Below are 22,586 nucleotides of genomic sequence, written 5' to 3'. Positions count from 1 at the left end.
GCGAATCTTTCTATGTATCGAAAATAGTAAATTCGAAATAATTATATTTAAGATATTGCTTAAATAGATTAATAATTACTACTATACTCCTAAAGTATTTAATTAGTTAAAAATCTAAACATAAACTCAACCTAGAAGAATTAATTACTTTAACATTGGATTAAATGAAAGTTTAATAGTGGTGGTCCTAAAAATTGCTTTACTACTTTTTCATTTCTAATTGTCATCCTTAAATAGTATACAACTATAATTTTAGTAATCTTTTAACCCCTTGACTAGATTCGTTTAAGAATATATTGAGGAACATAAATTAATTAATAATATCAATAGATGTTATATCTACACCGAGTTGCTTGTTCAACTCAACTATTCCTCTCTGAGTAATTTGTACTGCACGGGACGATTTTGAATAACGTAACCAACCAATTACTGACAAATGATTCATGAGGTGTACCCCCAATGGCCCACCTAGATGATGAACACGTTCTGTCCAATCCAGACATTGTCGAGCAAGCCCTCTACGACTTGATTTAATTAAACTGACATTTAGACCAATAGAGGAAAACCATTCTATTCCTGATGATGTAACAATAAACTGCTTATCTTCAACTACTCGAATATAATCATGATTTTCCAAAGCTGTGGTTATCGCTACCCCCACTTGTCCTGCTAGATGATCATAACAACGGCGACAAAACCGTAATTGGCGATCCTTTTGACTCAATACTTTTGTTCTGCCTGAAACTTCAGGGGAAACAACTGCAAGATATTCGAGAATTTGTGCTATATGACTACCCGCGAGCCGATAATAACGATGACGACCTTCCATTTCGACGGATATTAAACCACCCTCCAATAATTTAGTAAGGTGGGAACTAGCAGTCTGAGCTGTCACTCCAGATATGCGAGCAAGTTCACCAGCTGGTAATGAACGCCCGTCTAATAAGGCAACAAGCATAGCCATACGTGTCTGATCTGCAATTAAAAAAGCTGTTGATATAACATTCGAGTAGGCTGGCACTGCAATCTCCTTATCAAAGATAGAATAATAGCCAGTTCGTTATAGACAATGTTTCGATATTGCTCGAAGCATCTTCCCAAATCCAGCCATATACTCGTGAATATTAAGTTTTAAATTTGCAGATATGAGAATGAAATCACCAAATAATCTAAACGATACAAAAAAATTAAATGAAACTAATAAAACCCCTCAGCATCATAGACTCGCATTAATAACTCTTTGTCTCGCTGTTCTTGTTGCTCAAATCGATACAGCTATTATCAATCTTGCAACACATTCTATTGCGAGTGATCTAAACATTGGAGTTAGCACATTACAGTGGATTATAGATAGCTATAATTTGGTCTATGCTATTTTTTTGTTAACTGGAGGCTTACTTGCTGATCTCTATGGTCGTCGCTTTATATTCATGATAGGAGCAGCTATTTTTACAATAGCTTCCTTAATTTGTGCAGCTGCTCCTTCTGCTTTTATTCTAATAATTGGCCGATCATTAGCAGGACTTGGAGCAGCTTTATTCATACCTGCATCATTAGCAATTATTCGAGTCACTTGGCTTGAAGCTACTGAACGTGGACGTATCCTTGGCATTTGGGCAGCCTGTAATGGCCTAGCTTTTGTAATAGGACCAACTCTTGGAGGATTACTCATCAGCCACTTCAGTTGGCGAAGTATTTTTATTATCGTAATTCCTATCAGTATAGCCGCTCTAGCTTTTTCCCCTATCTCTATAAAGGAATCATCTGATCCACAAGGACGACAGGTTGATGGACTTGCTCAGATTTTAGGTGCAGTTTCACTTGGGTCCTTAGCTTTTGCTGCCATCCAGTTTCATATAGCGCCGAAAACAGCTATTTTCGCATTCGCTTTGGCCTTAATTACGCTATTTCTTTTTATTCGTGTAGAAGCAAAGAAAGGCTCAGCAGCACTAATACCATTGGATATATTCAGTTCATCCTCATTCCGTGGTGCAATGATCGCAACAGCTGGTATGACTTTTGGCATGTATGGTGTACTGTTCATATTACCACTAACATGGCTAACTACCGGTCAGTTTAGTACTGCCATGGCAGGAGTTGCCCTGATCCCTATGGCACTCGTATTTGCTATCGTCTCTCCATTTTCTAGTACACTTTCACATCACTATGGCCTACGAACAATGGCTATCGGAGGAAGTGCAATTATTAGCTCAGGATTATTTTTAATTTCTGCAAGTGCTAATTTTCAATCAATTATTTTCACTGAAATGGGTTTAATTTTGACTGGTCTAGGTATGGGATGTGCCACTGGCCCCTTAATGAATATTGCGATTAGCTCAACTATCGCAGCGCGATCTGGAACTGCAAGTGCGCTTATTAATGCTGCCCGTATGTTTGGTGCGACGATCGGTGTTGCTATTCTTGGAACTATATTTACCATAATGAATGGCGGTACAAATGGTTTACAGCTAGCAATCTTAATTGGTGGGATAATTCAAATTATATGTACTATTATTGCCTTTAAAACAATAAGACGCATCTCAATGTTATAGCATTACACTAATGAGATAGATTCAAAATTAGCCTAGAGCAATTCAAATCTCATAACCGGCTTCCTCTCAGTCAGATATCAATTTTTCAAAAATACAGAAACAAATAAGCCTCCTTACCTGTTTCTATATAATTTAAGCAACATTTTGATTGGCTTTTATCTCTTCTAATACTTTTACAAATTTAGTTAAGTTTTGTTCTGGATCTAACCACCAATCCACCGTCCAAACAGATAAGACCTCCCAGCCTAATCCATTTAAAACCGTTGGTCTCAGCTGATCTCGATCTCGTGCTGTAGCTGCTTTAGCATAGTTTTCACCATCTACTATAATACCAGCAATATAACTACCCGAATTCAAATCATCCTTAATAGCTAAATCTACACAGCTATCACCCTGACCTATTCCAAGATCCACACTCCAACCTTGTTCTTGTAGCTGAGTTTGTAGGTACTGTACAAATTCTTTTTTAGTTTGCTGTTTACCTTGATCCGTATAATTTAAATGCAACTGACCACTACGAGCAAAAATCAGGAAGTCTTTTAAATCTCTTACACCCTCACTATTCGTACGTGCCAAATTAATTTCTTCTGGACTCAAGGCAGAGAAAACATGTAATCCTTGACGGGCACGAGTAATTGCTACATTTAGACGGCGCTGACCACCTTGACGGTTTAACGCACCAAAATTCATTGATAAGCGACCATCTTGATCTTTAGCATAGGTAATTGAGAAAACGATAATATCTCGTTCATCTCCTTGCACATTTTCTAAATTCTTAACGAATAAAGGTTCAATGCCTGACTTGCTCAATGTCTCTAACTCAGGATGATTTGCCAATTCATTATCCAACAAATCTTCAATTAACTTTTGCTGCGTCATATTGAAAGTGACAACACCTAGGGTCAGAGGGTTCTCTTGCCCTAACTGTGACTGTAAATGCTGAATAATAAATTCAACAATTGCTTTAGCTTCATTCGCATTGGTACGTGTATCGCCTTTGTCGTATACACCCTCAACCACATGCAATTTTACAGCCGTATCCTTAGCAACAGGTGCGGGGAAAGTAAATAAACCACCTTTGTAGTATTTCTGATTACTAAACTGAATAAGACTTTCATAACGACTGCGGTAATGCCAGTTCAAAGCCAACTCAGGTAACTGAGCAGCAAGGCATTCATCCAGAATACTTTCTAAATCTTCGGTTACTTCTTCATCGACCTCTTCTTCAGAATCTCCTTTACCAAAGAAACTTGTTGGCGGCATTTGTTTATTATCACCCACCACAATTGACTGTTTACCTCTCGCTAATGCACCAATCGCATCCCATACGGGAATCTGTGATGCTTCATCAAAAATCACAACATCAAATTTTGCTTCTGTATCCAGATATTGAGCAACTGATAACGGACTCATTAATAAACATGGTTTTAGCCCAACTAACACATCAGGAATCTGACGCATTAATTCGCGTACAGGAATATGACGGCGCTTTTTACCTAATTCTTTATTGAGAACAGTCCACTGAGCCTTATGTTTATCTTGTTCACTAAAAATAGCATTCCAACGATGAATAATCTCATGACTAGCAGCAAGCTGGTGATCTCTGTCTTGCTGTGCAAAAGTCTGGATTTTCTGCTCATGCTGCTGACTATTGAACTGATTTAATTCTGGATGTTGACTAAATTGATGAGTAATCCAGTGCCTCGCTAAATTAATATTCAAACGCTTTAAAGCAGCATCCAACTCCAATGGAGTATCTAAGAGTTCAAAGGCCAACGGTTTTAACCCATGTTGAATCAACTGGCTTTTTATAGCTTGCCAATTTAACCAATGTCTCCAAGATGAACTGTATTGTTGTAATTGCTGCTGTCTTGCGAGAATTTCATTAAAATTAATATCTAGATATGGAGTAAGTTGAGCATCATTTTTTAGTGCATGATCATTCAGCAATTGACTGAATGTATTTTCCACTTGAGCTATGTTTTGTTTTATTTCATCCAAACTATTATTTTTACTAAATTCCACAGCTTTTAATAAAGTTGCTTGATCAGTAATTTTTGAAGAAACTATCTGTTTAATTTCTTGCCACTGATTATGAATAGTTTCAAAACTTTCCCACGTACTCTCTTCACTCTGCCAGTAGGGACCAAGTTTACTCGCCAACTGATTTTCACATTCAGTGAACTGTCTTTGTTGACTTTGGATATGTTGCAAAATTGGCAAGTCATGTGCAACAGCCAAAGCTGTAGGACGTTGAGTTGAGCTTTGATAAGTTTTGAGCAAATTTCTCAACTGAAACTTAGCAAACCATGAGAATGGAAAAATTTTTGATTCTGCTTCACGCCATTTAAAACCAATTTGACTTAAATCTGCTTGATAAATTTGAGATTGGTATTGGCCAACTAATGAAGAACGCTGTTGTCTTAAATCTTGGACTATTTGTTTCGCTTGTGTGATTGTTCCTAAATTTAAATCTTTAATAATACTTAATAATTTTAAATCGGTTTGCTGAACGAGATCAGATAATGCTTTAAAAATAGAAACATCATGTTTAACCTGACTCAGATTTTGCTTTTCTTCAAACTCAAAGACCTCTTGCCAAGCAGACATTGAATTTTGCAAACGTTGTATCTGGTCTACAAGTTGATCTTGTAATATTTGATACTTTTCTTGCCATGCCAAACTCCAAATTGGTTCAACTAAACCTTCGGCAAAACCATTCAATACATCTTTCGCATTTTCGTTGACGAGCTGACGTAAACTTACAGCTTGTGTCACTATCTCACTCATTAGCTCCCGTTTTTCTGCCGTCAAAGTCGCAATACTGATATCAGGAAAACGTAAATGCGGTGTATCCCGATATCGAAGTTCATCACTCATTGCGGCATACAAACTCCAGCCAATAGGGTGTGATGTATGGAGATTTTTTACATGTTGATTCAGCTCATCTCGTGTTTGAATTAATCTATCTGAAAGTTTCTGCCACTCTGTTGTTTTAGGTTGAGCACTTAAAAAGTAAGGATCATTATTTTTCTGCGCTCTTTCTCTCAGTTGATCTAATACTTCCATTTTTTGGGATTTGGATGAGTGTAACTGCAAACACAATTCACTTAAGCCAATTTGTGTCAAACGGCGATAAACGACTTCTAAAGCAGCCATTTTTTCAGATACGAATAACACAGATTTACCATCCGCCAAACATTGAGAGATCATATTGGTAATGGTCTGTGACTTACCTGTACCAGGAGGACCTGATAATACAAAGGTGCGTCCTAATGCTGCGGACATGACTGCTGCTAACTGCGAAGAGTCAGACGATAAAGGTGTAAATAATTGTTGTGGCTTATATTGTTGGTCTAATTGAGCAGGTTGAGGGAATTCATCTTGTTTAATAAAAGGTTCCCTTGGGGATTCTATTAGATGATTTACTACTGCTTGATTTTTCAGTTCATCCATCCGTGAAGACAAATCAAGCCACATTAAATATTTAGAGAATGAGAATTGACCAATAGCAGCCTCAGCTTTTACTTCCCATCCTGCTATATTTACAATCGCCTTCCGTACAATATGTAAAACCTGATTGACATCTACACCGGAGTCATCAGTTGGTAATGGATTCAAGCCAGCAATATCAAGTTCAAAGTCTTGTCTTAATAGTTGTAATAGAGTGGAGTTAAAACGTGGTTCATCATCGTACATAAATAGACGATAGCCTGTTTTAGCCGTCTCACGCGTAATCTGTACAGGAATAAGTAGTAATGGGGCTTTAAAAGTACGTTTCGAGCGTTCTGACTCTTTCCACTCAAGAAAACCAACCGCAAGAAATAATGTATTGGCTCCACCTTCTTCTAATGCAGTACGTGAAGCACGATAAACCTCAATCAGGCGCTTTTCTAATAAGGGGGTATCTAAAGGGCTAAATAATAATTTTCTAGAAAGGCTTTCATCAACGTACTGATCAATATGTTGGCTTTCATTGTCACGCTGCACATCTTTTAGCGAAATACTATCAACACTTTTAAATAAGAAACCTTCCTGATTTGCCAATGCATCTTCAAGTTTGCTAAGTGTTAACTCAGAACACTGTAAAGGAATACTGTAACGATTATCTTTAAAATTTAAGAGTTTATTACGAAGACTTAAATCTAATAATCGACGTAACCAACGATCAACCCTTGTAGTTTTACTTTCAACAGAACGGTCAACATCGTAATTAGGAATAGATGCAGATGCCCATTCAATCTCTGTTTCATCTAGGTGATTCTTCTTTTCCAGATGTGCAGAAATGGGGTTAATACCACGCAATCGAGACTGACGAACATCAATTGCAAGATAAAATTTATTCTGACGAGATTCATCCTTAATATACTGTCTTGCAGTTTCAAGTGCGGAAGTGAATTTTGCTTGTTGTGTAAGTAACGTCGTTTCTATAAAAACGATCTCACCCAAATCATAACGTTTTCTTAATGCCTGAATATCATCAATAATTAAATCAACATTTGGGGTTTCATTTAACCAAACACCAAGATAGGCATGTCCTTCTTCAATAATGATTAACGTATCAAGACCAATTTGTTCAGCCAAGGCACTTAACAACATTGTAGTATCTAAACAGCACGCCAGTTTTTCTTCAAAAATCTGTTTTGCTAAACGTATTCGTTGTCCCGATTTAACAAAACTTGCTGGACTCACAATGTAATGAATATCGTGTGGTAACAAAGAATCCCATAGTGCATTCAACTGAGATAGAACAGAGTCGCGATCACGGTCTAGATATCCACTTAATGAACCGAGTTGTTTTGTTTTTAAGATCTCACTCGCTTTAACTAAAATTGGGCTGAGTGCTGAAGAATTAGGTTGTGAAAAACTCGCCAACAACTCAATTGGCTGACGTTCTCCGCCCCAAGTATCAATAGTTAATACATCTATTTCTAACCGCTGTTCTGCCAGCACTTCTTCTTTTTCATTCAACCAGAGTACTTCAATACTCCCTTTCATATTTTCAGGTAGCTCTTGCAACATTTGAATATCAAAAGCTAATTTTGGTTTATCTAGAGCTAAGACTTGATCACTTTCTAAGCTTGAAATATGGATGGTATGTTCTTTGAAATACTCAGGGTTAGAGCGAATAATAACTCGTGAGCCAGAAATTGTTTCAGTTGAAGAGATTAGAATTTGTCGAATAAGGGGCACTGAATTTTGCTGTAAAACGAAACTCAAAGCTGATGCACAATCAACTTTTAATGAATATTCAGGATTAGGTTGTTGTTTATTATCAATTTCTGGCACTATTGCCCCCTTATCTATTTTATTAAATCTAATTAAAGACGTGCTTAAAAACTAAAGTCACAATAGTAAATGATATATGTCTTATTTTGAAATTAAACAAACAACAATATTAAATCTTTCTTGGGTAAGAAAATAAAACCCAAAATCACATGGTAATTTTGGGTTGATACAAAAAATAAGCACGATCTATATGCGAATATTTGGAGACAATAAACCATGTTTAATCAATCTTGCACGAATAACATTTCGGCTTATTCCTAGTAATTTTGCAGTATGCAATTGATTATGATGACAATATTCATAGGCAGCTTCTGTAATTTCTGCCTCTAATTGCTCATTTAAATCTTCGATTCCTTGTTCAAACCAACTAAACAGCAATTGTTTTAAAGTTTGATTTGAGTTGCGATAAATCGAAAAATCATATTCGGAAGTGAGTAATTTATGCTTGAAACCGGAAAGTTGGAAATCATAACTTTGAATCACCCCATTTTTACAAATGAGCAATGCATGATGAATTGCATTTTCCAACTCACGAATATTTCCCGGCCAATGATAATCAACGAGCAATTGTTGAGCTTCTTCACTTAACATAGACGGTTTCTTATTCAGACTCTGCGAATAGTCATAAATAAAGTGCTGTGCTAGAGGCAAAATATCACCAGTTCGTAGTCGAAGTGGTAAAACATGGAGCGATGCAACTTTTAATCGAAAATATAAATCTTCTCTGAAATTACCTGCATATACGGCTTCTTCTAATCGAATATTCGTTGCAGCAATTACTCTGACATCAATTTTTTTGGTCTGGCGAGAACCAACCCGAACCACTTCATTTTCTTGTAAAATTCTTAGCAGCTTCACTTGAATGCTTGGTGATAAATCACCAATTTCATCTAAAAAAATGGTTCCGCCATGCGCTGCTTCAAACCACCCGATCTGATGGCTTATAGCTCCTGTAAAAGCTCCTTTTTCATGACCGAACAACTCTGTTTCAGCCAACGTATCAGATAAAGCACCACAGTTTACAGCAATAAAGGGTTTATTTTTCCGATTAGATAAAGCATGAATCTTTCGAGCAACCAGTTCTTTGCCTGTTCCTGTTTCACCAATAATTAAAACGGACGCTTCGCTTGGTGCTATTTGTTCAACATAAGACATTAAACACTTTGAATTTTGATCTTCAAATACATATGCACTAGCTTTAACCGTACGTACGAGTTGGCGAGATTCGGGATGTTTGACGATATCCATAATAATCTCCAAAATTTAAAGTGGATGAAATCAATCTGAACGAGTACTTTTTCTTAAATCAGAAAAATAGCTAAAAGCGTACCTTAATCTAAGTTTTCTAGATAACTAATACCAATAATATTAAGTGCAAATAATATTAAATTTAATTATTTGCTCATTTAGAGTACTCGATGTGAAATAGGCAACATTCCAAAAGCATAGTGTTGTTTATGCAACAGCACATCAACACTTTGAATTTAAAGCCAACCTGCCACATGAGAAAAAAGATACAGTCTGTTGAAATTTAATAAATATTTTATTGGCATAGTGTTTGCTGGCTGCATGCTATGAGACTTTAGTTTGGTTGATCTCTTATGATTTATCTAGCTATAACAACTTATAAATTAATTGAAGCACCAACCAATTATTTATTTGTTCTTCACGCCACATCGTGAAAGTAAGTCTTAAATTATGTCAAAAATAGATAAATAAAGGATAAGGCAAGTATGAACGTTTTTAATCAGAACCACAGTATTCGTAGTCTTTCTGATGTTATTCCTGTTGCACAGTCTCTGGCTCAGCAGTTTGCGCAAACTGCTATAGAAAGAGATAAAGTTGGCGGTACTCCTAAACATGAACGTGATTTAATTCGTCAAAGTGGTCTTCTTTCTTTATCCATTCCAGAGCAATTTGGTGGCTTGTCCGGTCAGTGGAAAGACATCTTTAATGTTGTCAAAATTTTTGCTCAGGCTGATAGCTCACTCGCTCATGTTTTTGGTTTTCATCATTTGCTTTTAGCAACGGTTCGCTTATTTGGTAATTCACAGCAATGGCAGCGTTGGTACCAGCTCACGGCTGAAAAATCGTGGTTTTGGGGAAATGCATTAAACCCACTCGACAAACGTACCGTCGTAAAAAAACAAGATGACTGGTACGAATTTTCCGGGAAAAAAAGTTTTTGCTCGGGTGCGCTTGACTCAGAAATGCTTATTGCATCAGGAGTAGATGAAAAAACTGGAAATCTTTTAATTGCAGCGGTACCAACCTCACGCTCAGGAATTACGCTTTACCATGACTGGGATAATATTGGACAACGTCAAACAGACAGTGGTAGTTCCATTTTCGAACGGGTTCGTGTTGAAATAAAAGATATGTTGCTTGACCCAGGGCCACTAAGTACACCATTTTCAACGTTAAGACCTTTAATTGCACAATTGGTTTTTGTGAATATGTTCTTGGGCGTTTCCGAAGGTGCAATGCTTGAAGCCAAACGTTATACAAAAACTGAATCACGTGCATGGTTTTTATCTGATGTGGAACATGCAGACCAAGACCCTTACATCTTGCGACACTATGGCGAGTTCTGGTTAGAACTAGAGGCCTTACGTCTATTAAACAAAAATGCGATCACCAAATTACAAGAAGCATGGGACATTGCCGAAAACCTGACAGAACAACAACGTGGTGAAGTTGCGATTGCCGTAGCAACAGCAAAAGTGGCAGCAACGCGTACAAGTCTGGACATTACCAATCGTATTTTTGAGGTGACAGGAGCCAGAGCAACTCAGGCATCATTACGATTTGACCGATTCTGGCGCAATGTACGAACACAAACCTTACATGACCCAGTGGATTATAAGCTGCAAGATTTAGGACTTTGGGCTTTGAATGATCTTTATCCCAAAGCGTCATTCTATTCATAACATCATCAACAAGTGAATACTCAGGAATAAGCGATATGAACCGACCTCCAAACAATTTGCTATAAATGAGAGAACTATATTAGATGCGGCATAATATTGTTACGCTACCTGAAATTACCCAACGCAGTGACTCGCATAAAGCTACGGCACAGGTATTTAACGACCCAGAATCGAAAAAGTTGCTTGAATATATCAAGCAGATTGCACCCAGCGAAGCGAGTGTATTAATTCATGGGGAAACAGGTACAGGTAAAGAGCTCATTGCCAGACAAATTCATAACCACAGTAAACGGCGTAATAAACCTTTTATTGCCGTGAACTGTGGTGCTTTTTCTGAGACACTTGTCGAAAGCGAACTCTTCGGCCATGAAAAAGGTGCATTTACAGGGGCATTATCGAGCAATGCCGGATGGTTCGAGGCTGCAAACGGTGGGACGTTATTGCTTGATGAAATCGGGGATTTATCTAAACGGATTCAGGTTAAACTTCTAAGACTATTACAAGAACGTGAAGTGGTTCGCTTGGGTTCTCGCAAAAGTATTCCAGTCAATGTAAGAGTATTGGCAGCAACAAATGTAAACTTAGAGCAAGCCATTATTAGTGATCAGTTTCGTGAAGACCTATATTACCGCCTTAATGTAGTTACCTTAAACATCAAACCTTTACGTGAACGAAAAGGAGATATTTTACCTCTCGCCTATCACTTTATTGATAAATATCATGCTCAGCTTGGCTATGAAAAAGCCGATTTTTCCGATGCTGCAAAAGAAAAAATTAGCAATTATTGGTGGCCTGGTAATATTCGTGAACTAGAAAATATGATCCATCATGCGCTATTAATTTGCCAAAATGGCATTATTGAAAGTCATGATCTCACATTGATTCAACCGCCAACTCAACTAAATCAAAATAAACTTCAAGAGAAAAAAGTAAGTGAACCCGTCATAAATCCCAAATTAAAAGAAGTTTTTCATCAGTTATTTCAGCAAAATGATGGTCAGGTTTATGCACAATTTGAAGACCAATTATTACGAATCGCCTATCATTATTGTCACCAAAATCAGGTCAAAACTGCACAAATGTTAGGTTTAAGTCGTAATGTCATTCGTTCTCGACTTATTGACTTAGGTGAGTTGGTTGTAAATAAACGCGGCGAATAAATCATTTTTTTATCTATTGATATGAAATCAGCCATCGATCATTTGATTGATGGCTGGCTATTAAAAAACTAAGCAATCTCCCCTAAATATGCTTTTTGAATTTGTCCAGTTTCATATAGAACTTGAGTCTGTCCAGAAACTTTGACCTCACCGCTTTCAATGACATAAGCATAATTAGTATAGGCAAGTGCCAAACGAATATTTTGTTCGGCAACTAAAAAACTCACACCTTGCTCTTCAGAGAGCGACTTAATTAATTCAAAAATTTCATAACTAATCTTAGGAGCTAACCCCATTGAAGGTTCATCTAATAAAACCAACTTTGGCTCTGTCATCAATGCCCGACCAATGGCAAGCATTTGCTGTTCACCACCGGAAAGATAACCAGCCAATGTCTGCTTCTTTTCAGCAAGTCTTGGAAAATATTGATAAACTTTTTCTAATGCAGTTGAAAGTTTGGCACCCGAATGATGCGAAATAAAACCGCCTGTCCTTAAATTTTCATCAACAGTCAAATGTGTAAAACAATGACGTCCTTCAAGGACTTGCACCAAACCTTTTTTGACAATATCACTTGGATTTTTCCCAAGTATGGATTCACCCTGATATTCAATTTTGCCACGGTGAATTTGTCCATTTTCAGCAAAAATCAACTGTGATATTGCTTTCAAAGTTGTACTCTTACCAGCTCCGTTGGCACCAAGCAATGCAACAATAGAACCAGAAGGAACAGTTAAACTCACTCGTTTAACTGCCAAAATACTCTGGTCATATACGACTTCAATATCATCGACATTTAACAATGGTTCACTACTTTCAGGTTTGATACTGTTTAATGATTTAGACATGCGGTCATCTCCTGATCTTATTCTTCAGTTGCGCAATCTCGAATTTTTATGCCTTGCTCTTTGGCATATTTTTCTGAAGATTGTTCAATAATCGGACGTAATAAGCTGCGATCTGCTTGTACCCAATCACTAATTACTTTCCACTCTTTACCATCCCATTGTTGGAAACGTACTGCACCACCACCTTCATGGTCTTGGCACGATAGTTTTAAAGGCTGTACCAAACCATATGCACCAAGTTCTTTTAAACGTGCTTCAGTTAAGTTGATATGTTCAAAGCCCCAACGGACCTCTTCACCAGTAAGCGGACGTTTACCAAATTTATTTTGTGCCACGCGTACTGCTTCTACATTCAAAATACCGTTTACCACACCTAGGTTATAGTAAACCGTACCGAAACGATTTTTATCGGCAAGATCTGACTGACCTTTATCAACAACAAGTTGTTTAATCTCTTGTAATACAGGGAAATTCGTTCCTGATGGATGAGTCGTAATTGAAATGAAACCATTTGCCGCAGCACCTGCTGGGGCAGCATCTTCTTCTGAGTTTGACCAGATATTTCCAATAATTTTATTGGTTGGGTAACCCACTTTCTGTGCAGTTTTTAATGCAACAGGATTCATTACACCCCAACCACGAAGAATGACCCAATCCGGTTGAATCCGTCTAATATTCAACCATTGAGATTGTTGCTCATTACCGGGATGCGGTACTTCAATGTTGGTTACTTCAAAGCCATACTTTTTTGATAAAATCTCAATGACTGGAATAGTTTCTTTGCCGTAAGGAGAACCGTGATATAGAACCACGATTTTTTTACCTTTTAATTTTTCCAAGCCACCGCTTTGCTGACCTAAATAATTAATAATTGCAGATACTTCACTATATGGATTGAGCTGCAATGGAAACACGTATGGGAAAACACGGCCATCCGTAGAATCTGTACGCCCATGATTAATAGTAATCAACGGTAATTTATCTTTTGTTGAACGCTCCAAAGTTGCATAAGCGATACCGACAGATAAAGGGTTGGTTGCAGCAGCAGGCGCTCCATTTAAACCATTCTTCAAACGCTCATAGCATTCTACCCCTTTTTCTACTACGTACTCGGTTTCACACTCAGACCACACCAGCTTCACGCCATTCACACCACCTTTGGCATTGACGGCTTTCATGTAGTCAATAAAGCCCCCGAAAAAGCCCGTTCCCCCAGCAGCATAAGGGCCAACCCGATAACTCTGTAAAGGGAAATACTGGGCATTTTTATCCGACAATTGTGTTTGCTGCTCAGTTGCAGCTTGTTGTTTTTGCTCAGGTGGATTTTGTTTGTCTTTTTTCGTGACAAACACAATAGCGACTAAAGCGATGGCAATAACCACCAGCCAAAACCACAAGGATTTAAATAACTTCATAAATTAATCTCTAAATAAACAGACAAAAGTGTTGTTAAAACAATTAGTAACGTAATGGCCATTTTCTTAATCTGTGATACAAATTACGTAGTAAACGGCTTAATCCTTCTGGTTCCTTGATCAAGAAGTAAATGATCAAAGCCCCGAAAATAATTTTTTGTAGATTCTGTAGTAGTGCTTGATCGATAGCCTGCCCGAAAACAGCTTGCCCCAAAACACTCAATAAAATAGGCAACAGCACAATAAATGCGGCGCCCAAAAAGCTGCCAGTTAGGCTGCCTAATCCACCAATAATGATGATGAATAGAATTTGAAATGATCGATTAAGATCTAGCCCATCTGCTTCAATGGTTCCAAGATAAGCAAAAGCCCAAAGTGCCCCCGCAATACCGAGATAAAATGAACTGATCGCAAAGGCCAGTAATTTAGTCTGGCTCACTGGAATGCCGATGGTTATTGCCGCAGTTTCCATATCTCGTACAGCACGAAAATTACGACCATATTGACTATTGATCAGGTTGCGAGCCAAAACAGTGAGAACCACAACAATACTTAAGGTCAATAAATAGTGCCCGACTGGGCTATTTATGGAATAACCCAATATTTCCATACGAGGAGCAGTAATCACCCCCGAAGCATTATTGTTGGTAAACCAGCCATACTGCGTGAATAACCACGGCACAAAAAACTGTGCAGCCAAGGTCGAAACAATTAAATAAAAACCTTTAATTCGAAGACTTGGCAAACCAACCACAACTCCAGCTAAAGCAGCAATTACGCCACCAAGAAAAATGCTAAACAGTAATGGCAACTGAGGAATTCGCAGCTCTAAGTTATATGTTGCAAATGCGCCCACTGCCATAAAAGCCGCAGCACCTAAAGAAAGTTGTCCGGTATAACCCGTCAAAATATTGAGCCCCAATCCAGCAAGTGCCAATACCAGAAAAGGGACTAAAATGGCATTGAATAAATAATCTGGCCCGACAAATGGAACGAACAGAAAAGCAATCAACAGTCCAAAAATAAATAGAATACGATGCTCTTTAAGGCGAAAAATGCGCTTCTCATCTTGATACTGCTGTACGTATTGTCTAGTTTGGCTAAATAGAAACATGGCTTATACCCTCGTCACTTGTTTTTGACCAAACAGACCAGTTGGGTATACCAATAAAAAGAGAATCGCCAACACATATGGAAACCAGTTTTCAATTCCCGAGCCAATAATGCCGCCTAAATAAATCTCTGCTAGTTTCTCGGTTGCTCCCACAATCAAGCCCGCTAAAATCGCACCTGCAATCGAAGTAAAACCACCAATAATGAGCACAGGTAATGCCTTAAGCACTACCAATGAAAGTGAAAATTGAACACCTAAACGTGCGCCCCAAAGTAACCCAGCGACCAATGCAACAAACCCTGCCACAGTCCAAACCAATATCCAGATATGATTTAACCGGATACCCACAGATTGTGCTGCTAAAGGATCATCAGCAACTGCACGTAGTGAAATGCCAAAGCGGGTTTTACTAAATAAAAGGGATAAAACAATGACCAATGTTCCAGCAATACCTGTTGCGAACAGGTCAAACTTGCTCAGCATGATGCCAAAGAAATTGATGGGTGCATCGGAAATCCCCAAGTCCAAACCATGAACCTGTGTTCCCCATACAGTTTGAGCTAATCCCTCAATGACATAACTCAAACCTAGAGTTGCCATGAACAATGTAATGACAGAGCGATTAATTAAATGTTTTAAAATCAATGCATCAATCAATAAAACCAGCACAAAAATGACAAATAGCGTGACAATAAAAGCCACCACAAATGGAATGCCACGTTCAGTTAAATTGACAAAAGTTAAGGCTGAAAATAAAACCAAAGAACCTTGTGCAAAATTAAACACACCCGATGCCCGATAAATCAAAACAAACCCAATGGCAACCAATGAATACATGACACCTGCCAACGTACCACCCAACAAGACTTCTAGAAAAAATGACATAGAAAAAGCAACCTCTTATTTTTTGATTTATTTATATATGCTCAATGCACTTCAAGCGTTTGCATCCCTAGATATGCGCTCAGCACTTCGGGATGTTCTTGAATTTGTTGTGGTGTGCCTTCTGCAATCTTTTTTCCATAGTCCAGCACCACAATATGGTCGGAAATATCCATTACGACAGCCAAATCATGTTCAATCATAAAAATGGTTACACCTAACTGTTGATTTATCTTTTGAATAAACTTGGCAATACTTCGTTTTTCAGCATGGTTCATTCCAGCCATTGGCTCGTCTAAAAGCAGAAACTGAGGTTCTGCTGCCAATGCTCTTGCCAACTCCACACGTTTTTGCAAACCATAAGACAATGAGCTAACCAATTGGTCTCGGTATTCTTGTAGATTCAACAGTTTTAAAATTTCTTCAGCTTTAAGACGCTGTAAATCATCATTTTTTTGAGTGCTTGGTAAAGACAATAATGCACCTAGCAATGAGTGACGACTTTTTAATACTCGTCCAGTTAAGACATTGTCCAATACCGACATTTGCTTGAAGAGTGCTAAATTTTGAAAGGTGCGCGCAATTTCTAAATAGGGTGCATGCTTTGCCTTATAGTTATGCAAAACCTGCCCAGCAAAAATGATCTGACCAGATTGCGGCTGATAAATACCATTAATAATATTAATTACCGAACTTTTGCCGGCCCCATTGGGACCAATTAAAGAATAAATCTCTCCCTCTCTCACCTCTAAGCTAAGCTGCTTGAGTACTTGTGAAGAGCCAAAAGATAAATCAATCGCCTTAAGTTCTAGCAATACCACAGATGATACTGACATATATTCCCCTCCTTAATTTATTGTTGTTATGGGCAAAGAATGAAGCTGCGAATTGTCCAATTGGGTACTTTGCCATTCGGCATATTCTCCCCATTCGTGTAACTTCACACCTAAACTTTGATAAAAATTTCGTGTTGCAAGCGTTACAGGCTGCCCCACTGTTAAAGCCACTTTAAGATGTGAAAAACCCAACTCTTCTAAAATGACTTGCTTAAATAAGGCAAAGCTCAACTTATCAATCAAAGATAATTTTTCTTCATTTTTCTGTTTTTGAAGTGCGTGCCAGTAATGTTTGGCAAGCCATTTATCACTTGGTAAGCGGTTATAAATTAACTGCTCAACACGGGCATAGGTTTCATTGGTCCCTAAAATCAATGTTGGCGAAATAATCTGTCTATCCTGATCGCGAGTATTTAAGGTCTCAGGAATATTTAAGTTAAAACCTGCAAGTAGCCATGATGACCATAGATAACGAATGTGACCAACACTTGAAAAAGCACGTGTGACAAATGCTTCCTCTTGATGATCTAGGTGGTGGTTTTGAACCAAATGTTTGGCCTCTATAATCAAATCTTGATGAGAATATTGCACTCTCAGTCGTTGATTAGATTCAATCCGTTCAAAGCTAAAAGCAATTTGTGCAGGTTCGAGCTGAGTCTTTTTAAAATCAATACGATATTTCTCGTTGGAATTTTTTAATAACTTATCGACAGATACAACATAGTCATATTCAAATGTACTTAATTTGCTTTGTTCAATATAAAAAATATAAATTGGGTGATAACGTAATGTCTCAATTGAAACAAGCTGCTCTAGCTCTTCTACGAGAATATAATCTGGCTTTAAAATCGCAAGGTGTCGTAAAAAGTCTTCTGTTTTTAATGTATCAACACTTTGGTCAATCAATTGAACTTCGCCACCTAAAGCCTGTATAGCCAGACTAATAGCAACTACATCAATATTCGGAGCACTGACAATAAGAAAAGTTTGCTTGTTTTGAAAACCATACTCATAAAGCGCAGACGCGTATCTTTCGCTAAGTTCTAGTAAATTTTTCCATGACCACTGCTGCCACAGACCTAGCTTTTTATGTCTTAATGCAATTGCATCTGGACGTGCTGTTGCGTGGTATGCCAACAGTGAAATAAGACTTTGCGAATAATCTGACATTTTTGCAATACCCCCCTCATAACGTCGATTGCTAAACGATGAGATAAAAAAATATTGCTGTTATATTTCAATTTACATGCCAAATATTTTTACAATTATTTTCAATAGCTTATAAAAACATCTTTCTCTATCTGTGCATAAAAGTGATAGTTTATTGTTGAATAACTGTTTTTCAGGCAACAGTTATTACTTGGTTACAAAGAGACATTTTTAGTGAAATTTCAAGAATAAGTTTTGATTAATATTTTTGATTTTCATAATAGCTCTTCTTCGTTTTAAAAGAGCTATTATTATTTTTATCAATATTTTAGCTAAATATTTAACTAAACTACAAAGAAACCATGCGTCCCATCTGTATTCAGTTGGGCAACTAATCCATATTCCCACTCTAAATAGTCTTGCATAGCTTGGATAGAATTATCCGTTCCTTCATAAGGGCGTTTATACCGATCTATACGGGGCGATAAGTAAACCTGTTTATCAGTTTCCAAAACGAAAGTTTTTGCCCATGCCTGATTACCGCCTTCCAAGACATAAACATTTTCTGAAATTTTGGCTTGAAGAGCAGATACTGCATATTGTGCTAACAGACTAGTACCACAAGTCACAACAATTTTATGGTTTGTTAGAATTTTTTTCTCATTAAACAGTCGTTCAATATCTGCTTTTAATACCCATTGAGCAGTAGGAATATGCCCTTTTTGATAGTTTGCACTAGTTGTAAAATCCAGAATAGTGACTTCTTCACCGACATCTAACCATCCTTGCAATTGTTCAGGTGTGATCCGATGTTTTATATGCAACAACGGAACAACTGGTTTCCATCCTCCTTGTTCGGTAAATATTTTCTGAAAATCTGCATCGAGTACGTAGACATCCCAATTCATTTGCGCCAACCAAGAGGCAGTCATATAAGCACGGATGAGTTGATCATCAATGAGTACAATTCTGGCACCGCGTACACTCGCATAATGGTCAGTTTCCTGAACTAGTTGCCCACCACCAATCCAACGGCTATTGGGTAGATGCGCTTGTATATACTCTTCTTCTGACCGTACATCAAAAACATAGGTAGTGCGTTCACTCTGTTGTTGGAATAGTTGTAGTTGTTCAAAACTAATCGTTTTTACACCAGCCTGCTGGGTTAATTGTTTGGCATTCTCTAATACGCCTAATGGATTATTTTTATTAGCAAAATTAGTATATTGTTGGTGTTGTCCTAAAGCTACTTGTTGCTGTGCCAATGTCCAACCAATCGTACCGTTACGTAAAGCATAGACTTCATGTCCAATCTTGGCATTAATCAATGATTGTGTACCAATTAAACTACGTGTACGCCCCGCACAATTCACAATAATTTTAGTATTTTCATCTTTAACAATATTTTTAGCATGGAGTACTAATTCAGCACCAGGTACACTGATACCGCCCGGAATACTCATGGTTTGATATTCATCAAAACGACGAGCGTCCAGAATGACAATGTTTTCCTGATCATCAATTAATTTTTTGACTTCTTGAGCTGACAGTGAGGGCGTTCCTTTATGATGTTCAACAAACTCACCAAAGGCTTTACTTGCTGAATTGACATCAATAAAAATTTCACCGCCTGCATCTTTCCAGCCTTGTAAACCACCATCCAATAATGAAATCTGCTGATAGCCTAATGCTTGTAACTGTTGATAGGCACGTTCTGCCAAGCCCTCACCTTTGTCATAAATAACAATATCAGTAGACAGACGAGGTATTCGATTGAGAATTTCTACTTCAAATTTGGAAAGAGAAATATTGGCAGCAAACAAAGGATGACCTTGAGCATATGGATCTTCTTCACGTACATCAATTAGTGCGATTTCTTGACCAGCCAATAGCTTTTTGCGGATATCTTGATAAGTTTGAATATTGGTTGTCATATTAATGTTCCTGATTTGAATAACCTGAAATAAAACGCTTTGCTGTGCCATCTAAAGCAAAGGTATAGCGTTCTACTTTGCCAATATCTGCACCATAAATGTGGATGCTAATCGAAACCTGATCGGACAGCGCATTACTCACTTGATGCACATCACCCGAAGCTGGAGTAAAAAAATCAATTTCGCCAACTTTTAAATGATCTGGTTCACCTGTGATCTCAAAATGCCCTAATGCATTTCTTTGATAGCGCTGTGAGATTTCTTCACCTTGCAGGACACCAACGACTCCCCAAACTTCATGATTATGGATTGGTGTAGTTTGTCCCTTATCCCATACAAAACTGACAATTGAAAAATGATCTTGCGGATCGCGATATAATAAAAACTGTTGATAGCGTTCAGGGTTCGGTTGCCGATAAGAGCTTGGCAACCAATCATTTAAATGTAGCAATCTACGAAACTCTGGAATAAAAGATTGTATGAGATCAACATCTTCTAATTGCTGTGAAATTCCATATTCAATTCTTTCAATTAACGGCTGGAGTACTTGTTGCAACTGACTCATCTTTATTTTTGCTCCACTTTAAAACCAGTATCAAATGAAGATGTCACATCAAACTTTTTATCAATCAGCTTATATTTGGTATAAAAATCGGCAGTTCCTTGAGAAACTTTGATCACTTCATTATCGATCGGCTCCCACGAAGCATTACGGCGTTTAAAAGCTTTGATTCCCACATCTTCTGGTAGTCCAGTGATTTTGGCATAAGCTTTACCAAACTCATCTCCGTGTTGTCCTGCCCAAGCTTGTGACTCTTTTAAACGATAGATGAAATCTTGAATTGCCACACGTTTGCTCTGATCCTTTAAAGATTTATCCGTGGCTGCTAAAAAGGTATAACCTGAATACAAACCACGGCCATTAACCACCACACGAAAATGATCCTTGAGCTCAGCATATGCCGTATATGGATCCCATACCACCCAAGCATCTACTGAACCATTGGCAACAGCTAATTTTCCATCGGCAGGAGGTAAAAATTTAAACGTCACATCTTCAGGCTTCAGACCTTGTTGTTCTAGGGCCTTTAAAGTTAAAAGATGACTAATTGAGCCTTTATTAAATGCTAAACTTTTACCCTTTAAATCTTTGGCAGACTTAATTGGACTATTCTGCGGCACTAAAATAGCAACTGGATATGGATCTGCTTTATACACGGCAATAGCTTTGGCTGTTCCGCCATTAGAATTGGCAAAAATAAACGGTGCATCACCCAAGTAACCAATATCAATCGCATCTACTTTTAATGCTTCTGCAACTGGTGCTGCAGCTGGAAATTCATACCAATTGATTTTATATGAGACATTTTTTAAAGCACCAGATGCTTCAAGCTGTGCACGCATATTGCCTTTTTGATCACCAATATTGAGCACAACCTGCCCCTTATTTGCTTTGACTTCAGATGCCTGAGCATGTTCAGGTGAAGCCTCTTTTTTTGTACAACCGACTAAAATTGCTGTTGTAAAAACGCCCAATAAAATTTTGCCATAGTGATTCATTATTATTTCCTTTCTGATTAGGCCGAAATCAGCTGTTGCTGTTGATCATATTTTTCTGTTTTTTCACGGATTTGGGGCAATAGCTCTCGACCATAATCAATTGCGTCCTGAACAGGATCAAACCCACGTATCAATACGCTATGAATGCCGAGTTTGTAATATTGCAAAATAGACTCCGCAACTTGTTCTGGGGTCCCCACTAATGCCGTAGAGTTATAACTGCCTTGAACTAAAGAAGTGATACCTGTCCATAAATTGGTATCTAAACGTTCGCCTTGACCCGCTGCTGCAAGTAAACGTTGCCCACCCGTACTTTGTGGTTTTTTTCTGGCAGCTTGTAAGCCAAAATTTTCTAATTGTTTTTTAGATAATTGATAAATTTCTTGCGCTTTTTCCCAAGCTAGGGACTCACTATCAGCAATAATTGGGCGAAATGAAATGTTGTAATCAAGTTGGCGCTCATGTTGTATTGCTAACTGATTTAGTGTTTCAACTTGTTCTTGAGCACCAGCTAAAGGCTCTCCCCAAAGGGCAAAAACATCAACCTGTTTTGCTGCAACCTGTAAAGCTTCTATTGAAGAACCGCCAAAATAAATCGGTAAAAGTGTTTGTAATGGTTTAATTTCAGAATAAGCATCTACTACATGGTAATAATTACCCTCATAACTAAAAGGTTCCTGGCTATACCATGTTTTCTGTACAACTTCGATGAACTCGGCACTACGTGCATAACGCTGCTGTTTATTTAAAAAATCTCCATCTTTCTTCTGATCGATATCACTCCCACCAGAAATAACATGTAGTGCTAAACGTCCATCCGTCAACTGATCCAAGGTTGCCAATTTACGGGCTGCCAATGTTGGAGAAACAAAGCCCGGACGATGTGCTAGTAAAAATTTTATTTTAGACGTATGTGC

16 protein-coding genes are annotated in these 22,586 nt (G+C 37.9%); 3 read left to right on the top strand and 13 right to left on the bottom strand.

Annotated features, from left to right (window positions below):
* Positions 1 to 310: 310 nt before the first annotated feature.
* Entirely contained in the window at positions 311 to 1,021 is a 711-nt protein-coding gene (locus NL42_RS13845) for an ArsR/SmtB family transcription factor (protein ID WP_252612907.1), read from the bottom strand.
* A 130-nt stretch (positions 1,022 to 1,151) separates the two neighbouring features.
* Here NL42_RS13845 and NL42_RS13840 point away from each other — a divergent pair, with 130 nt between their 5' ends.
* Positions 1,152 to 2,552: an MFS transporter gene (locus tag NL42_RS13840; protein WP_461313170.1), complete on the top strand. Its 1,401-nt coding sequence runs from the start codon at positions 1,152 to 1,154 to the stop codon at positions 2,550 to 2,552.
* Between the two features lie 132 nt (positions 2,553 to 2,684).
* Here the strand turns inward: NL42_RS13840 and NL42_RS13835 are convergent, their stop codons facing one another.
* Both NL42_RS13835 and NL42_RS13830 read right to left on the bottom strand, forming a co-directional pair.
* Positions 2,685 to 7,841: a DUF4011 domain-containing protein gene (locus NL42_RS13835; RefSeq protein ID WP_461313169.1), complete on the bottom strand. Its 5,157-nt coding sequence runs from the start codon at positions 7,839 to 7,841 to the stop codon at positions 2,685 to 2,687.
* A 186-nt stretch (positions 7,842 to 8,027) separates the two neighbouring features.
* Positions 8,028 to 9,089: a sigma-54 interaction domain-containing protein gene (locus tag NL42_RS13830; protein WP_461313168.1), complete on the bottom strand. Its 1,062-nt coding sequence runs from the start codon at positions 9,087 to 9,089 to the stop codon at positions 8,028 to 8,030.
* Between the two features lie 485 nt (positions 9,090 to 9,574).
* Here NL42_RS13830 and NL42_RS13825 point away from each other — a divergent pair, with 485 nt between their 5' ends.
* Positions 9,575 to 10,771, top strand: coding sequence for an acyl-CoA dehydrogenase family protein (locus NL42_RS13825; RefSeq protein ID WP_461313167.1), 1,197 nt, complete (start codon positions 9,575 to 9,577; stop codon positions 10,769 to 10,771).
* Positions 10,772 to 10,854: 83 nt separating this feature from the next.
* On the top strand, positions 10,855 to 11,931 hold the full coding sequence (locus tag NL42_RS13820) for a sigma-54 interaction domain-containing protein (RefSeq protein ID WP_461313166.1): 1,077 nt from the start codon (positions 10,855 to 10,857) through the stop codon (positions 11,929 to 11,931).
* A gap of 68 nt (positions 11,932 to 11,999) precedes the next feature.
* Here the strand turns inward: NL42_RS13820 and NL42_RS13815 are convergent, their stop codons facing one another.
* The 10 genes from NL42_RS13815 to NL42_RS13770 form a co-directional block, all read right to left on the bottom strand.
* Positions 12,000 to 12,779, bottom strand: a complete 780-nt coding sequence (locus NL42_RS13815) for an ABC transporter ATP-binding protein (protein WP_461313165.1) — start codon at positions 12,777 to 12,779, stop codon at positions 12,000 to 12,002.
* Positions 12,780 to 12,796: 17 nt separating this feature from the next.
* On the bottom strand, positions 12,797 to 14,194 hold the full coding sequence (locus tag NL42_RS13810; protein WP_005305859.1) for an ABC transporter substrate-binding protein: 1,398 nt from the start codon (positions 14,192 to 14,194) through the stop codon (positions 12,797 to 12,799).
* A 43-nt stretch (positions 14,195 to 14,237) separates the two neighbouring features.
* The gene (locus tag NL42_RS13805; protein ID WP_461313164.1) at positions 14,238 to 15,308 is read right to left on the bottom strand and encodes a branched-chain amino acid ABC transporter permease; all 1,071 of its coding nucleotides are present in this window, start codon (positions 15,306 to 15,308) and stop codon (positions 14,238 to 14,240) included.
* Positions 15,309 to 15,311: 3 nt separating this feature from the next.
* Positions 15,312 to 16,193, bottom strand: a complete 882-nt coding sequence (locus NL42_RS13800; protein ID WP_252612892.1) for a branched-chain amino acid ABC transporter permease — start codon at positions 16,191 to 16,193, stop codon at positions 15,312 to 15,314.
* 41 nt (positions 16,194 to 16,234) lie between these two features.
* Positions 16,235 to 17,026 carry an ABC transporter ATP-binding protein gene (locus tag NL42_RS13795; protein ID WP_461313163.1) on the bottom strand — a complete coding sequence of 264 codons (792 nt, stop codon included), beginning with the start codon at positions 17,024 to 17,026 and terminating at the stop codon, positions 16,235 to 16,237.
* 12 nt (positions 17,027 to 17,038) lie between these two features.
* Positions 17,039 to 18,196 (bottom strand): AMP-binding protein, encoded by a 1,158-nt coding sequence (locus NL42_RS13790; protein ID WP_461313162.1) that lies wholly within the window; start codon positions 18,194 to 18,196, stop codon positions 17,039 to 17,041.
* A gap of 323 nt (positions 18,197 to 18,519) precedes the next feature.
* Positions 18,520 to 20,109 carry a rhodanese-like domain-containing protein gene (locus NL42_RS13785; protein WP_461313161.1) on the bottom strand — a complete coding sequence of 530 codons (1,590 nt, stop codon included), beginning with the start codon at positions 20,107 to 20,109 and terminating at the stop codon, positions 18,520 to 18,522.
* A gap of 1 nt (position 20,110) precedes the next feature.
* Positions 20,111 to 20,674, bottom strand: coding sequence for a cysteine dioxygenase family protein (locus NL42_RS13780; RefSeq protein WP_151826821.1), 564 nt, complete (start codon positions 20,672 to 20,674; stop codon positions 20,111 to 20,113).
* A 2-nt stretch (positions 20,675 to 20,676) separates the two neighbouring features.
* Positions 20,677 to 21,669 carry an ABC transporter substrate-binding protein gene (locus tag NL42_RS13775; RefSeq protein ID WP_267530507.1) on the bottom strand — a complete coding sequence of 331 codons (993 nt, stop codon included), beginning with the start codon at positions 21,667 to 21,669 and terminating at the stop codon, positions 20,677 to 20,679.
* A gap of 17 nt (positions 21,670 to 21,686) precedes the next feature.
* The coding region (locus NL42_RS13770) for an LLM class flavin-dependent oxidoreductase (RefSeq protein WP_461313160.1) at positions 21,687 to 22,586 on the bottom strand (900 nt) is incomplete at its 5' end.

The sequence above is a fragment of the Acinetobacter sp. GN11 genome, from assembly GCF_054823985.1.
Note: the sequence above shows the minus strand (reverse complement) of the source record. Positions and strands in the feature narration are given on the sequence as shown.

Bases quoted from the DNA above. Each gene is read 5' to 3' on its own strand.
- NL42_RS13775 (WP_267530507.1), bottom strand. From the start codon at position 21,669: ATGAATCACTATGGCAAAATTTTATTGGGCGTTTTTACAACAGCAATT.
- NL42_RS13790 (WP_461313162.1), bottom strand. From the start codon at position 18,196: ATGTCAGATTATTCGCAAAGTCTTATTTCACTGTTGGCATACCACGCA.
- NL42_RS13795 (WP_461313163.1), bottom strand. From the start codon at position 17,026: ATGTCAGTATCATCTGTGGTATTGCTAGAACTTAAGGCGATTGATTTA.
- NL42_RS13820 (WP_461313166.1), top strand. From the start codon at position 10,855: ATGCGGCATAATATTGTTACGCTACCTGAAATTACCCAACGCAGTGAC.
- NL42_RS13840 (WP_461313170.1), top strand. From the start codon at position 1,152: ATGAAATCACCAAATAATCTAAACGATACAAAAAAATTAAATGAAACT.
- NL42_RS13815 (WP_461313165.1), bottom strand. From the start codon at position 12,779: ATGTCTAAATCATTAAACAGTATCAAACCTGAAAGTAGTGAACCATTG.
- NL42_RS13825 (WP_461313167.1), top strand. From the start codon at position 9,575: ATGAACGTTTTTAATCAGAACCACAGTATTCGTAGTCTTTCTGATGTT.
- NL42_RS13800 (WP_252612892.1), bottom strand. From the start codon at position 16,193: ATGTCATTTTTTCTAGAAGTCTTGTTGGGTGGTACGTTGGCAGGTGTC.
- NL42_RS13805 (WP_461313164.1), bottom strand. From the start codon at position 15,308: ATGTTTCTATTTAGCCAAACTAGACAATACGTACAGCAGTATCAAGAT.
- NL42_RS13810 (WP_005305859.1), bottom strand. From the start codon at position 14,194: ATGAAGTTATTTAAATCCTTGTGGTTTTGGCTGGTGGTTATTGCCATC.
- NL42_RS13780 (WP_151826821.1), bottom strand. From the start codon at position 20,674: ATGAGTCAGTTGCAACAAGTACTCCAGCCGTTAATTGAAAGAATTGAA.
- NL42_RS13785 (WP_461313161.1), bottom strand. From the start codon at position 20,109: ATGACAACCAATATTCAAACTTATCAAGATATCCGCAAAAAGCTATTG.
- NL42_RS13830 (WP_461313168.1), bottom strand. From the start codon at position 9,089: ATGGATATCGTCAAACATCCCGAATCTCGCCAACTCGTACGTACGGTT.